Raw genomic sequence first — 14,217 nt, 5'->3', positions numbered from 1 at the left:
CCAACAAAACAGCCTGCCGCATCATCCACGCATGACCGATCTGTCGCTCAGCCAAGCCGTCGCCGTCCTGCACCAGGGCGGTGTCATCGCCTACCCGACCGAGGCGGTCTGGGGCCTGGGCTGCGATCCGTACGCCCAGGCGGCGGTGACGCGCCTGCTGCAGATCAAGCAGCGCCCGGTCGAGAAAGGCCTGATCGTGGTCGCCGCCGAACTGGAGCCACTGCGCCCGCTGCTGGACCTGGCGGCGCTGCCACCGGAGCGCCTGGCCGCGGTGCTGGCCAGCTGGCCCGGGGCGCATACCTGGGTACTGCCGGCCGCGGCGCAGGCGCCGCCCTGGGTCACCGGTGCGCACCGCAGCATCGCGGTGCGGATCAGCGCGCATCCGCAGGTGGCCGCGCTGTGCCGCGCCTGGGGCGGCGCGCTGGTCTCGACCAGCGCCAACCGCGGCGGCGAGCCGCCAGCGCGGCAGCACGCCGAACTCGATCCGCAACTGCTGGCTGCGCTCGACGGCGTGGTCGGCGGCGAAACCGGCGGCCTGGCCCAGCCCACCCCGATCCGCGACGCCGTCAGCGGCGAGATCCTGCGCGCCTGAGCGCGTTGCCGATCCCCGCCCGCCTTTCACTTTCCCTGGCCGGCGAAGGCGCGCAAGATGCGCGCATGCCCAGCCTCGCCCGCCCCGCCCTGCTCCTGACCGCGCTGTTGCCGTTGGCCGGCGCCGCCTGGGCGCAAAGCACGCGGACCACCAGCAGCGATGGCGGGCAGGGGTCGGTGCGCATCTACCGCTGCATCGGCAGCACCGGCGCGGTCAGCCTGCAGAACGCGCCCTGCGAGAACGCGCGCCAGCAGCAGGTGCTGGACATGCAGCGCCCGCGCGATCCGCCGCCGCGCCCGACCACCACGCTCAGCACCGACCCGGCGCGCGCTGCGGCAGCGCCGGCGCCGCTGCCGCAGCGCGAGATCCGCATCGTCACCGTGCAACCGCCGCAGCCGATGTACGAATGCGTCACCAGCGAAGGCCAGCGCTATACCAGCGACGACAACGAAGGCAATCCGCGCTGGGTGCCGCTGTGGACCATCGGCTATGCCGGCGGCTACGGCGACGGCTATCGCCACGGTCATGGCGGCGGCAATGGCGGCCGCCCGCGCCCGCCGCCGGTATATCCCGGCGCCGGCGTGGTGGTGCCGGCCGGCAGCACCATGATCCGCGACACCTGCAACGCGCTGCCGCCGCAGGAAGTGTGCGCACGCCTGACCGACCGCCGCTGGGAACTGATCCGGCGCTACAACAGCGCGCTGCAGAGCGAGCGCCGCGCGCTGGAAACCGAGCAGCGCGGCATCGACGCGCGGCTCGACCGCGACTGCGGCAGCAGCTGAGATGCGGGGTGGCGCCTGCCTCGCCGCGCTTCTGGCCTGCGCCGGCGCCGCGCAGGCCGAACAAGTGGTGTTCTATCGCTGCACCGATGCGCACGACAACCTGACCGTGCAGAACCAGCCGTGTCCCAAGGGCATGCGCCAGGAAAAGAAGCTCATGCAGGGCGTCGGCCGCGCGCAGATGCCGGCTGCCACGCCAGTTGCACCAGCCGCGCCGATACCGCCGGCCCCCACAGCGGCCGCTGTCGCCGCCACGCCCGATCCAGCGCCGCCAGCGCCGGCAGAACCCGCGCCGCGCCTGCCACCGCCCATGCTGTATGCCTGCACCACCTACGAGCAGCAACGCTACGTCGGCGAAACTGCCGAGCCGACACCGCGCTGCGTGCCGTTGCGCACCATGGGTCTGGACGGCAGCCCCGACAGGACCGGCGGCAGCGCCTGCGAAGTGCTGCGCGACCGCTGCGAGGCGCTGTCCGAAGCCGGCGCCTGCGAGGCCTGGCAAAGCTACGTGGCCGAAGCCGAGACGCACTGGCGTTTCGCCACATCCGAACACGCCGAGCAGCTGCGCCAGGAATTCCTGCGTCGCCAGCAACTGCTGCAGGCGAGCAGCTGCGGCGCGCCGGATTAGGGTATGCCCCGCGGATGTTCGATCCGACGCTGCCCCTGTAGGAGCGGCTTCAGCCGCGACGCCTTGCTGACAATGTCTGTCGCGGCTGAAGCCGCTCCTACAGGTTTGGCCGGCGCTCGCAGTCTACCGGCGCCCTAGAACCCGTAACGCAGAAACCCGCCGTCCACCGCGATGCATTCGCCGGTGATGTAGCTGGCCGCCGGCAGGCACAGGAAGCCGACCGCGGCCGCCACTTCCTCCGGTTCGCCGATCCGGCGCATCGGCGTGCGCTCGATCACCTGCTCGTAGTAATCCGGATCCGACAACGGCCCGGAGGTGCGGCGGGTGCGGATGTACCACGGCGCCACCGCATTGACCCGGATCCCGTCCTCGGCCCATTCGGCGGCCAGGTTGCGGGTCAGCTGGTGCAGCGCGGCCTTGGTCATGCCGTAGGGCGCGCCGCTGCGCACGTGGGTCAGCCCGGACACGCTGCCGACGTTGACGATCGCCGCGGACGCGTGCTGCGCCAGCAACGGATGCGCATAGCGCGACAGCTCGAATGCCGAGAACAGGTTGGTCTCGAAGATGCCGCGCCACTCGTCCTCGGTGTAGTCCACCGCGGCCTTGCTGACGTTGCCGCCGGCGTTGTTGATCAGCAGGTGCAGGCCATCGTCGGCATGGTCCTCGACCCAGTCCAGGATCTCGCGCCGGTCCTCGTCGTCGGCCACGTCCGCGGCCAGCGCCAGGATGCGGCGCTCGGGAAAAGCATCGGCCAGTTCGTCGCGCGCCGCTTCCAGCGCATCGATGTCGCGCGCCACCAGCATCAGCTCGGCGCCGAAGCCGAGCAGTTCGCGCGCGATCGCCAGGCCGATGCCGGCGCTGGCGCCGGTGATCAATGCGGTCTGTCCGTCCAGCCGCCAACGTTGCTGCATCGCCTTGCCTGTCTGCACCGGGGTGGGCGTAGGATAACGCCCACGCTCAACGAGGTCGCCGCCATGACGGGTTCACTGCGCTTGATGACGTTGGCACTCTCGCTGCTGGCCGCGCTCGCCGCCTGCAAGCCGGCACCACCGAAACCGCCGGACAAACCGCCCGAACCGCAGGCCGGCGCGCTGCGCACGGCGATCGCGCAGCCGCTGGACCGCGCCAAGCAGGCGGCGGCCGGCACCGAACAGGCCGCGGCCGCGCAGAACGCCGCGATCGACGCCGCCACCGGGCAATGAAAAACGCCGGCGTCGGCCGGCGTTCGTCGTTGCTTGCAGCGCGCCCGCCAGTGGCGGACGCGCCTGCATCAGGCCTGCATCAGAAACCGCAGAAGCAGTAGGCCAGCGCCTTGACCGGCGTGCCGTCGCGCTTGTCGGTCGCGTCCTGCACGAAGCGCAGTTGGGTATCCAGCTCCGGCATGCTGCGCGCCAGCACGGCGTGCGCCAGCGCCGAATCGCCCAGCATCCACGCGCCCATGCGGCTGCCGGCGAAACCGTTGACGAACTGCGCGAACGGCGTGGCCGGCTTCTCGATGTAGCGCACGCGGTACTTGTCGCGATCGCCCAGCTTGGCCCGCGCGGCGGCATCGGCCACCGCGTCCTTGAAGCCGCCGAACGCGTCCACCAGGCCGCGTTCCTTGGCCTGCGCACCGCTCCACACGCGGCCGCGCGCGACCTGGTCGATCGCCTCGACCGGCTTGTTGCGCGCCTGCGCGACCTTGCCGGTGAAGTCGGCATAGCCCTTGTTGATGACCGACTGGATCACCTGCCCCACCACCGGATCCATCGGCCGGGTGACGTCGAACGCACCGGCGAAACGGGTGGTGCCGACGCCGTCGGTATGCACGCCGATCTTGTCCAGGCTGCGGGTCAGGTTCGGGATCATGCCGAAGATGCCGATCGAGCCGGTGATCGTCGACGGGTCGGCGTAGATGCGATCGGCGTTCATGCTGATCCAGTAACCGCCGGACGCGGCCAGGTCGCCCATCGACACCACCACCGGCTTGCCGGCCGCCTTTAGCGCCACCACCTCGCGGCGGATCTGCTCGGAGGCGAACACTTCGCCGCCCGGCGAATCCACGCGCAGCACCACCGCCTTGACCGCGTCGTCGTCGCGCGCGTCGCGCAACAACGCCGCGGTCGACTCGCCGCCGATGCGCCCGGCCGGCTGCTCGCCGCCGCTGATCTCGCCCGCGGCGACCACCACCGCCACCTGCGGCCGCGAATCCACCGGCGAACGGCGCAGATCCAGCTGCTGCAGGTAGGCATCCAGATTGACGTTGCGGAAGCCGGTGTCGGCATCGTCGTCGGCGACGCCGCGCTTGGTCAGCAGTTCCTCGACCTCCTCGCGGGTCTTCAGGCCATCGACCAGCTTCTGCTGCAGCGCGAACTTGGCCATGTCGCCGCCGGCCGCGGCGATGCCCTCGGGCATCGTGTCGATGCCGGCGGAGATCTGCTCGGGCGCCAGCTTGCGCGCCTTGGCGATGTCGGCCACGTAGCGCTGCCACACGTCGTTCATCCAGAACAGATCGGCTTCCTTCGAGGCCGGCGAGGCCGCGTCGAGCACGTACGGCTCGGCCGCGGACTTGAACTCGCCGACCTTGAACAGGTGCACGTCCACGCCGAGCTTGTCCTGCAGGCCTTCGCGGAAGTACTGGCGGTAGCGGCCCAGGCCTTCCAGCACCACCGAACCCATCGGGTCCAGATAGACCTCGTTGGCCTGCGCGGCCAGCAGGTATTGCGCCTGGCTCAGGCTGTCGCTGTAGGCCACGACCTGCTTGCCGGAGGCGCGCAGGTCCTGCAGCGCCGCGGACACCTCGCGCATCGAGGCGAAGCCGCTTGGCTGCAGCTTGTCCAGGCGCAGCGCCACGCGCTCGATCTTCGGATCGGTCTTGGCCGCTTCCAGCGCGCGGATCAGGTCGCGCAGCTGGATCTCCTCGGCGCCCTTGTCGCCCATTGCCTTGGTCAGCGCACGGCTGACCGGATCGGCGCTGAACTGCTCGACCAGGGTGCCTTCCGGCGCGATCAGCAGCGTGGTGCGGTCGCGCAGCGTCTTGGCGCCGTCGCCGCGCGCCATCGCGAACACGATCGCCAGCAGGAGCAGCAGCAGGAAGCCGAAGAACACCAGGTTCAGGATCAGCCGGCGGGTAAAGTTCATCACATCCCATAGGCCGACGAAGAAGCTGGCGATGGGGCTGCGACGCACGGGTTGGTTCATGGAAAACTCCGGAAGGAAAGCGTCTTGCGCGCGTGCAGCATACCGGCTGTGCCGGCGCCGCACATGCGCCTGAAGTCAGGGGTCAGGCAGATGCGGCGGCGAGCAGGCGCCCGCTGCTGAGCCGGAAGCGCGCGGCCATCATCACCGCGGCCGCGGTCAGGCCCAGGATCAGCCCGATCCACATGCCCTGCGGTCCCCAGCCCAGCCACAGGCCGAGCCCGGCACCGAGCGGCATGCCCAGGCCCCAGTAGGAGCACAGCGCGAGCAGCATCGGCACGCGGGTGTCCTTGAGCCCGCGCAGCGCGCCGGCCGACAGCACCTGCACCCCGTCGGGGAACTGGAACGCGGCGGCGTACAGCAGCAGCGTGGAGGCCAGCCCGGCCACCGCGATGTCGCGGGTGTAGACGCCGACGATGGCGTCGTGGCCGAACAGCAGCACCAGCGCCGACAGCGCCTGGGTGCCGAGTACGATCGTATAGCCGGCCCAGGCCGCGCCGCGCACGCCCACCGCATCGCCGCCACCGGCGGCGCGCCCGACCCGCACCGTGGTCGCCTCGGCCACGCCCATCGGCACCATGAAGCACAGCTGCGCCACATTGATCGCGATCTGGTGCGCGGCCGCCGGCACTTCGCCCAGCCGCGCGATCAGCAGCGCGGTGACGATGAACAGCCCGCCCTCCATCAGGATGGTGATGCCGATCGGCAGCCCGGTCTGCAGCAACCCGCCGATCGCGCGCAGGTCCGGCGCCTCGAAGGTCGCGAACAGGCGCAGCGGCGCGAAGCGCCTGGAGCGCGCCAGGTAGATGGCGAAACACAGCGCCTGCAGCCACATCATGATCGCCGAGGCGATGCCCAGCCCGCCGGCGCCGCGCTCGCGCAGCCCGAACAGGCCGAAGGTCAGCACGTAGCCCAGCGGCGCCAGCACCAGCAGCCCGCCGAAGCCGAGCAGCATCGTCGGCAGCGTCCAGTGCATGCCCTCGCTGAGATAGCGCATGCAGAAGTACAGCACCATCGCCGGCACGCCCCAGCGGATCGCGTGCAAAAAATCGCGCGCGCCGGGCACGATTTCCGCGGCGATGCCCAGCTGCGGCAGCGCCATCGGCATCACGCTCAGGAACGCGAACATCAGCACGCCCAGGCCCAGCGACAACCACAGCGCCTGGCGGAACATCGGCCCGATCTGCGCGTGGCGCTTGCCGCCGTCGAGCTGCGACACCGACGCAGTCAACGCGATCAGGGTGCCGATCGGAATCATCATCGGCAGCCACAGCAGCGCGGTGCCGACCGTCACCGAGGCCAGCGTGCGGGTGCCGTGGTGGCCGGCGATCACGTTGTCGACGAAGCTGATCAAACCGGCGGAGATATGCCCCAGGACCAGCGGCAAGGCGAGCTGCGCGGTGGTGCGCAGTTCGCGGCCCCGGACCGACGCCGGGGTGGAGGACGAAGACATTGCAAGACTCTGGCGATCCCGCCGACTGCGGCCGCGCAGGAAAGCGCCGGCGCCGGGTGGCGGAGGGGCGGCAGTTTAACCTGCGCGGGTGTTCGGCGCAGGCTTCGGGACTCGGGACTCGGGACTCGGGACTCGGGACTCGGAGAGCGAAGAGCGAAGAGCGAAGAGCGGCAGATGCTGCACTCAGCGCGCGGCGCGTTGGCGCAGCCAGGTCGCGCGCGTGTCCGCGCCCTGCGCCAGCAACTCGCGGCGCAGCGTCGCGCGCTCCTGCGGCGGGGTGCGCTGCGACAACAGCGCCAGGTGCTCGCGCTGCTCGGCCGGCAACGTGCGCAGCAGGCCCAGCAGCGCCGCACGCTGCGCGTCGGGCACATAGCCGAACAGCGGCTGCAACGCCCAGTACTCGCTGCCCAGTTCCGGACCCAGCAACCAGCCATGGCGCTCCAACGCATCCAGTGCGGCGAATTGCGCGCGCAGCGTGTACTGCTGCTCCACCGGCAGGCCGGCGAAGGCGCTGGCCACCTGGCGCAGGCGCGCCTGCACCGTGGCGTCCAGCGCCTCCCAGGCGGCCTGGCGCTCGCGCAACTGCGCCGGGGTCAGCGCCGGCGGCGGGTCGGCGGTCGCGGCTGGCGCGGCCGGAGCGGCGCTGCCGGTGGCGGACTGGGCGGCGGCGGAGGCGGCGAGGTCCTCCGCGCTCGGTGCGCTGCGCTCGATCCGTGCCGGCGGCGCGCCGGCGGCATACCACGCGAAGAAGTCCAGGTCGTAGACCGCCGGTTCCGGCAGCGGCGCCGGCGCAGCGGCCGGTAACGGCGGCGCGGCGGGCGCATCCGACTCGGCCGGCAGTTCCTCCACCTGCACCGGCCCGGTATCGCCCAGCGCCAGGCTCGAGCCGGCGTCTGGCGCCGCAGGCCGCGGCGGCGTCCGTCCCCACCACAGCGTCCCCAGCAGGGCCAGGACCACCAGCACGATCACTGCGGCCGCCAGCCGTGGCCGGGTCAGCCCGCGCCCGCCGCCGCGACGGCGCGGACGGACCGCCGCAGGCGCCGCCGGCGTCGCCGCGGGCGTGGGCACCGCGCCAGCGATGGCCGCATCGCGCAGTTGCGCCAGCGCCTGCAACCGCTGCGGCGGCAGTTCGCGCAGATGCTGCTGGGCGGCGTCGGCCAGCGCGCGCCAGCCGGCGGCGTCCGGCCGCCCGCCGGCATCGCGTGGGCAGGCCCGCGCCAGCGCCTGCTGGTAGTCCTCGGTGGATTGGTTCAGGACCTGCGCCGCGGTCGGCTCGTCCAGCCCGGCCACGATCCGCAGCAGCAGCGCCAGGCGATCGGCCGCGCCCAACTCGCCCAGGTGCGCCAGCGGCGCGGGCCAGCCGCTGCCGGCCGCGGTGGCGACCTGGCGCAGCGACGGCACCGCGGCGAGCAGCTTCCAGAAGCGCAGCGGCCAGTCGGCCATCGGCAGGGTCGCGGCATGGCTGCGGAACGCGCGCATCGCCGCGGCCAGCGCCGGCGCGCCGCGCTCGACGCTGCCGCTCTGCAACTCGGCCAGCACCGCGGCACGGCGTTCGATGCCGCGCAGGAAGGCGGCCAGGGCGGGCGGTGCGACCGCGCCGTCGGAAGGGGGCGCGGCGGTCATCGGAACTCCATCATCGGCGCGATGATAACGAGGCCGCCGCCACGACGCGCGCTTGACAATGGCGCGCCGATCGGCTGCTTCAGGCACCAGCCGGGCGGATCGCGGCGGCGGGTTGTGCACAGCACCCTAAAGGTGCGGGTGGCGCCTCCTGTCAAGCCCCCGCAAAATCATGTTGCAGCCATGTTTCACGGCCAAGTTGTTGTTATTTATTGGATTTATCCGAGTGGCGCTTTTTTGTCCAACTTGTGGCAGAGGCTTGTGAATCCGTCTTCACGGCGTGGAGCATCCCTTTCATGCACAGCTTTATCCACAGCGGGTGTGGATAAAATCGATTCTCCAAGCGGGGCAGCTATTTACGACTTGTTTATCACTTTGCGAGCAGCTATCGCATGCAACTGGCGCCCCTCGCCGACCACCGCCGAGGGGGCGCTGGCCGCCGTCCCGCGGCCGCTAAACTAGGACCGATGCCCTCCCCTGCCGCCACCCTTCGCGTCGCCCTGCCGCTGCCGCTGCCGCAGCTGTTCGACTACCTGCCGCCGCCTGGCGAGCCCGCCGGCGCCGGCGACATCGGGCGCCGGCTGCGGGTGCCGTTCGGCAATCGCGAGCTGAGCGGGGTGGTCGCCGCGCTCGGCCAGGTCGAGGACAGCGAGGGCCTGCGCGCGGCGCTGGACTGGCTGGACCCGGTGCCGCTGCTGCACGGCGAACTGGCCGACTCGCTGCACTGGCTGGCCCGCTACAGCCATGCGCCGCTGGGCGAGGTGCTGGCGACCGCGCTGCCGGTGACCCTGCGCCGCGGCGAGGCGCTGCCCGACACCCACGCCTGGGCCTGGCGCCTGACCGAGGCCGGCGCCAGCCACCGCGCCCGCCCCGGCACCCGTCCGCACCGCTTCGCCGAATTGCTGCGGGCCGGGCCGCTGGACGAGGACCGCCTGGACCAGGCCATGGACGACTGGCGCAGCGCCGCGCGCAGCCTGGCCAAGCGCGACTTCGCCGAACGCATCGCGGTCCCCGCCAGCACCGCGGCACCACAACCGCAGCCCGGTCCCACCCCGAACGACGAACAGCAGGCCGCGATCGACGCCGTCGTCGCCGCCCCGGGTTTCGCCCCGTTCCTGCTCGACGGGGTCACCGGCAGCGGCAAGACCGAGGTCTACCTGCAGGCCATCGCCGCCTGCCTGGCGCGCGGCCGCCAGGCGCTGGTGCTGGTGCCGGAGATCGGCCTGACCCCGCAGACCCTGGCGCGGTTCCGCGCGCGCCTGGGCGTGCCGGTGCACGCGCTGCATTCCGGACTCACCGACAACGAGCGCGCGCGGGTCTGGGCCGCGGCCTGGCGCGGCGAGGCGCGGGTGGTGGTCGGCACCCGCTCGGCGGTGTTCGTGCCGCTGCCGCAGGCCGGGCTGATCGTGATCGACGAGGAACACGACGGCAGCTACAAGCAGCAGGACGGCATCCGCTACCACGCCCGCGATTTCGCCCTGGTGCGTGGCAAGGCGCTGGACGTGCCGGTGCTGCTGGGCAGCGCCACGCCGTCGCTGGAAAGCCTGCACAACGCCGCCAGCGGCCGCTACGCGCACCTGCGCCTGACCCGCCGCGCCGGCGAAGCGCGGCCGCCGACGGTGCGCGTGCTCGACGTGCGCAAGCGGCCGCTGCAGGACGGCCTGTCGCCGGAGGTGCTGGCCGGCATCGGCAGCGCGCTGGCCGACGGCGGCCAGGTGCTGGTGTTCAAGAACCGCCGCGGCTACGCGCCGGTGCTGCTGTGCCACGACTGCGGCTGGACTGCGCCGTGCCAGCGCTGCAGCACCCCGCTGCACGCCACGCCGATGACCGTGCATGCCGGCGGCCGGCGCCTGCAATGCCACCACTGCGGCGCGCGCCAGCCGGCGCCGCTGGCCTGCCCGGATTGCGGCAGCCTGGCGCTGCAGCCGCAGGGCATCGGCACCGAACGCCTGGAAGAACGCCTGCTGCAGGCCTTCCCCGACGTCCCCGTGCTGCGCATCGATCGCGGCACCACCCAGCGCCGCGACGCGCTGGAGACCCAACTGGCCACGCTCGGCACGCAGCCCGGCATCCTGGTCGGCACGCAGATCCTGGCCAAGGGCCACGACCTGCCGCAGCTGACCCGGGTGGTTGTGGTGGGCATCGACGAAGGCCTGTTCTCGGCCGACTTCCGCGCCAGCGAAAAACTGGCGCAGCAGCTGATCCAGGTCGCCGGGCGCGCCGGCCGCGCCGCGCGCCCGGGCGAGGTGTGGCTGCAGACCCACCATCCCGGCCATGCGCTGCTGGAGACCCTGGTGCACGGCGGCTACCACGCCTTCGCCGAGGCCGAGCTGGCGCAGCGCGAAGCGGCCGGCTTCCCGCCGTTCGCGTACCTGGCGCTGCTGCGCGCCGAGGCCAAGCAGGTCGAACACGCCAACGCCTTCCTCAGCGCGGTGCGCGCGCTGCTGCCGGCGCAGGCCGACGTGCAACGCTTCGGACCGATGCCTGCACCGATGCCGCGCCGCGCCGGTTTCCAGCGCACCCAGTTGCTGCTGTCGGCGCCGACCCGGCGCGCGCTGCATGCGGTGCTGGACGCGGCGGTGCCGGCGATCTACGCGCTGCCGCAGGCGCGGCGGGTGCGCTGGTCGCTGGATGTGGATCCGCAGGATCTGTACTGAGCCGAGCGCGTCGTTCGCGACGCGCTTTCTCAGCCCGGCAAGCCCAGCGCGTCGACCAGTTGCGCGCGCAGCGCGGCGCTGTCGCCAGCTTCCACGCAACGCCACGCGCCATCGTCTGCGCCCAGACCACAGGCCGCGGTAGCGATCACCGGCCTGCCCAGCGCCAAGGCCAGCAGCACGCCACGCGGCTGTTGCTCGATCCAGGCCGGCAGCACCACCACCGCGGCCGCCTGTACGCCGTCGGCCATCGACGCGACCCGGCGCACATCGAAACCGCTCCAGAACTGCGGCGTCTCCTGCGCGCCCGGCGGCAACAGCAACTGCACCGGCAGACCGCGCAACGCCTCGCGCAATTCGAACGCGCCCTTGCGCGCCAGCGCCGACGCCGCCAGCAGCACCTGCGCGGCAGCGCCATTGCTGCTGGGTTGTGCAGCATCAGGCAGCAACGGCCGCTGCCACTGCAGGGTGATGCCGCGGCTGCCGGCCAAGGCCAATAGCTCGCGATGCGGAGTGATCCAGTGCCGCGCCTGCGCCAGCGCCGCGCGCTCGGCCTCGACCAGCAGCGGATCGGCGCGGAAATCGCGCAGCGTGGCGCTGTCGGGATGGCGCTGCGCGGCCACGTCCAGGCGCGCCTGCAGCACCTGCATCGGCAGCGCGGTCATGCACACGTCCCAGCGCCGGCCCTGCAGTTCGCCGGACAGCCACAGGCCCGGCAACAGGCTCTGCGGCACCACCAGTTCGACATCCTGCGCGCCGAGTCGCCGTTGCAGCGCGCGCAGGCGGATGCGCTGCGCGCGCTGCCGCACCTGCGGCAACGGCAGCCCGCAGCGCAGCCACCAGCGTTGCAGCAATGCCGCCCGCACCGCGGCGACGCTGCTCCGGCGCAGCGCCAGCAGCCGATCGCCCGGCTGCATGCGACGCCGACGGTCGTCGGCGAATTCCGGCCAGTCCTCGTCCACCAGCCAGGTGCGGCGGATGCCCTGCGCGCTCGCCGGCACATGCCGATGGCATTCCTCGCGGCCGCAGCGCGTGCAGTCGTTCGCCGCGGTCGCGGCCGGCGTGCGCCGCAGCGGCAGCAACGGCAGCGCGGCGACGACCGGCGCACCGCCGAGGATGCGCACGTGCAGGTCATCGCCATCCAGCCACACTTCCAGGCGCCATGCCGAATCCGCGCGCAGGCGCAGATCCACGTAGTTCCAGAACACCACCGCGTCGCGATCGCGCTCGGCCAGCGAACCGGCGATCACCTGCGTATGCCGATGCCGCTCGACGATTTGCAGGCCCTGGCGCAACGCCGCGTCGTAGATCGCATTGGACAGCTGGCACAGGCCGCCGCCGATCGAGGGCACCAGACAGCCTTCGCGCAATTCGCGCCCGGCAGCGAAACCGCGCCGGCGCGTGGCCCGGCCCAGCTGCCGCCAGAAACTGAAAACCGCCCCGGCCGGCACTTCGATCCCGTGCAGCGCACGCGCGGCCACGCGCAGGTTGTGGATCTTGCCGGCGACCAGCAGCGGCGAGGTCTCTTCCGACTCGGGCCATAGCGCGGTGACCGATTCGGACACCGCCGCGGCGGCGATCGGCAGTCCCGCATCGCGGCGATGCCGGCGCGGTCCGCCGCGCAGATCGCGCAGCGCGCGGCGCAGTTGCAGCACGCGGGTCTTCAGCGCGAACAGCAGGCCGCCCAGCCGCGACGGCGTTGCCGCGGCGGGCGAAACAAGAGGCCGATCCGTTGTTGTCGCTCGCATTCCCACGCGCCCTCCGCATCCCTGCCTGCGCCCGCCATCGCGCTACTATAGGGCCATGCCGTTCCAGCCCCCAGTTCCTGCACGGCGCCTCGGCCGCTATGTGCATCACGGCGCTGCGCCGCACCGCGCGGATGCAGCGTCCGCGGCCGTCGCCAGCGTCCCGACAGCCGCTCGCGCCTCGTCTTCGCATCCCTCTGGAGTCCTGCATGGCTAACCCGCCCGTACCGCACCTGATCGTGGTCGGCGGCGGTTTCGCCGGGCTGTGGGCCACGCGCGCGCTGGCCAAGGCGCCGCTGCGCATCACCCTGATCGACCGCCGCAACCACCACCTGTTCCAGCCGCTGCTGTACCAGGTCGCCACCGCCGGCCTGTCGTCGCCGGACATCGCCGCGCCGCTGCGGCAGATCCTGCGCAAGCAGGACAACGTGGCCGTGCGCCTGGGCGAAGTGGTGCGCCTGGACAAGCAGGCGCGGCAGGTGCAGTTGGCCGGCGGCGAGACGCTGGATTACGACTACCTGCTGGTCGCCACCGGCGCCACCCATGCCTACTTCGGCCACGACGAATGGGCCAGGCACGCGCCCGGCCTGAAGACCCTGGACGACGCGCTGCACCTGCGCCGCCACCTGCTGCTGGCGTTCGAGCGCGCCGAAGCCGAGAGCGACCCCGCCGCGCGCGCGGCCTGGCTCAGCTTCGCCATCGTCGGCGGCGGCCCGACCGGGGTGGAACTGGCCGGCACCCTGGCCGAGATCGCGCGGCATACGCTCAAGCACGAATTTCGCCGCATCGATCCCGCCGAGGCCAGGGTGCGGCTGATCGAAGCCGGCCCGCGCGTGCTGGCCTCGTTCCCGGAGCGGCTGTCGGCCAAGGCGCAACGGCAACTGGAAAAACTCGGCGTGGAAGTGCAGACCGGCGTGCCGGTGGCCGACATCGACGCCAGCGGCTATCGGCTGGGCAGCACCTTCGTGCCCGCGCGCACCGTGGTCTGGGCCGCCGGCGTGGCGGCCTCGCCGCTGGCGCGGACCCTGGACGTGCCGCTGGACCGCAGCGGCCGCGTGCAGGTGCAGCCGGACCTGAGCATCCCCGGACATCCGGAGGTCTTCGTCGCCGGCGACCTGGCCGCGCTGCAGCAGGCCGACGGCAAGCCGGTGCCAGGGGTGGCGCCGGCGGCCAAGCAGATGGGCCGGCACGTCGCCGAGACTCTGGCGAAACGGCTGCGCGGCGAAGCCGGCGACGCGCCGTTCCGCTATGCCGACTACGGCAACCTGGCCACCATCGGGCGCATGGCCGCGATCGTGCATCTGGGCCGCCTGCAGCTGTCCGGCCTGCTGGCCTGGTGGTTCTGGCTGGCGGCGCACGTGTTCTTCCTGATCGGCTTCCGCAACCGCCTGGTGGTGCTGCTCAACTGGGCCTGGGCGTACTGGAGCTACCAGCGCGCGGCGCGCATCATCCTCGGCGACGACACGCGCACTACCGCGCCCGAGCCGGCCGAGCCCAAGCCGCCGCCGGCCGCGTGACACCCCGCGGCGGGACTGCGATCCTAGCCGCCCTTTGCCGCTGCGCAGTGCC

Annotated in this window: 11 protein-coding genes; 6 read left to right on the top strand and 5 right to left on the bottom strand. The window is 72.3% G+C overall.

The window, feature by feature from the left end:
- Window positions 1–31: 31 nt before the first annotated feature.
- The 3 genes from HEP75_RS02935 (at window position 32) to HEP75_RS02925 (ending at window position 1,999) form a co-directional block, all read left to right on the top strand.
- Window positions 32–592, top strand: a complete 561-nt coding sequence (locus tag HEP75_RS02935; protein WP_185825376.1) for a Sua5/YciO/YrdC/YwlC family protein — start codon at window positions 32–34, stop codon at window positions 590–592.
- Between the two features lie 65 nt (window positions 593–657).
- Window positions 658–1,374, top strand: coding sequence for a DUF4124 domain-containing protein (locus HEP75_RS02930; RefSeq protein WP_185825375.1), 717 nt, complete (start codon window positions 658–660; stop codon window positions 1,372–1,374).
- A 1-nt stretch (window position 1,375) separates the two neighbouring features.
- A complete protein-coding gene (locus tag HEP75_RS02925; protein ID WP_185825374.1) occupies window positions 1,376–1,999 on the top strand; it encodes a DUF4124 domain-containing protein in 624 nt (207 codons plus the stop codon).
- 134 nt (window positions 2,000–2,133) lie between these two features.
- On the opposite strand, the gene HEP75_RS02920 is transcribed toward HEP75_RS02925, so the two are convergent.
- A complete protein-coding gene (locus HEP75_RS02920; protein WP_185825373.1) occupies window positions 2,134–2,910 on the bottom strand; it encodes an SDR family oxidoreductase in 777 nt (258 codons plus the stop codon).
- A gap of 63 nt (window positions 2,911–2,973) precedes the next feature.
- On the opposite strand from HEP75_RS02920, the gene HEP75_RS02915 reads away from it, so the two are divergent.
- Complete coding sequence (locus HEP75_RS02915; RefSeq protein WP_255423651.1) at window positions 2,974–3,201, top strand: hypothetical protein; 228 nt, start codon at window positions 2,974–2,976, stop codon at window positions 3,199–3,201.
- Between the two features lie 79 nt (window positions 3,202–3,280).
- On the opposite strand, the gene sppA is transcribed toward HEP75_RS02915, so the two are convergent.
- From sppA to HEP75_RS22230, 3 genes are all read right to left on the bottom strand, one after another.
- Window positions 3,281–5,179, bottom strand: a complete 1,899-nt coding sequence (gene sppA / locus HEP75_RS02910) for a signal peptide peptidase SppA (RefSeq protein ID WP_185822054.1) — start codon at window positions 5,177–5,179, stop codon at window positions 3,281–3,283.
- A gap of 82 nt (window positions 5,180–5,261) precedes the next feature.
- Window positions 5,262–6,629, bottom strand: coding sequence for an MATE family efflux transporter (locus HEP75_RS02905; protein ID WP_185825372.1), 1,368 nt, complete (start codon window positions 6,627–6,629; stop codon window positions 5,262–5,264).
- A 183-nt stretch (window positions 6,630–6,812) separates the two neighbouring features.
- Entirely contained in the window at window positions 6,813–8,252 is a 1,440-nt protein-coding gene (locus HEP75_RS22230; protein ID WP_255423977.1) for a hypothetical protein, read from the bottom strand.
- A 464-nt stretch (window positions 8,253–8,716) separates the two neighbouring features.
- Between HEP75_RS22230 and HEP75_RS02895 the strand changes: the two genes are divergently transcribed.
- Complete coding sequence (locus HEP75_RS02895) at window positions 8,717–10,906, top strand: primosomal protein N' (RefSeq protein WP_185825371.1); 2,190 nt, start codon at window positions 8,717–8,719, stop codon at window positions 10,904–10,906.
- A 29-nt stretch (window positions 10,907–10,935) separates the two neighbouring features.
- On the opposite strand, the gene HEP75_RS02890 is transcribed toward HEP75_RS02895, so the two are convergent.
- On the bottom strand, window positions 10,936–12,651 hold the full coding sequence (locus HEP75_RS02890) for a VanW family protein (protein WP_185825370.1): 1,716 nt from the start codon (window positions 12,649–12,651) through the stop codon (window positions 10,936–10,938).
- A 206-nt stretch (window positions 12,652–12,857) separates the two neighbouring features.
- Between HEP75_RS02890 and HEP75_RS02885 the strand changes: the two genes are divergently transcribed.
- The gene (locus HEP75_RS02885) at window positions 12,858–14,165 is read left to right on the top strand and encodes an NAD(P)/FAD-dependent oxidoreductase (protein ID WP_185825369.1); all 1,308 of its coding nucleotides are present in this window, start codon (window positions 12,858–12,860) and stop codon (window positions 14,163–14,165) included.
- Window positions 14,166–14,217 lie beyond the last annotated feature (52 nt).

The sequence above is a fragment of the Xanthomonas sp. SI genome (assembly GCF_014236855.1).
Classification (GTDB): Bacteria; Pseudomonadota; Gammaproteobacteria; order Xanthomonadales; family Xanthomonadaceae; genus Xanthomonas_A.
The sequence above is the reverse complement of the archived record's forward strand: the minus strand, read 5'-3'. Positions and strand labels throughout refer to the sequence as shown.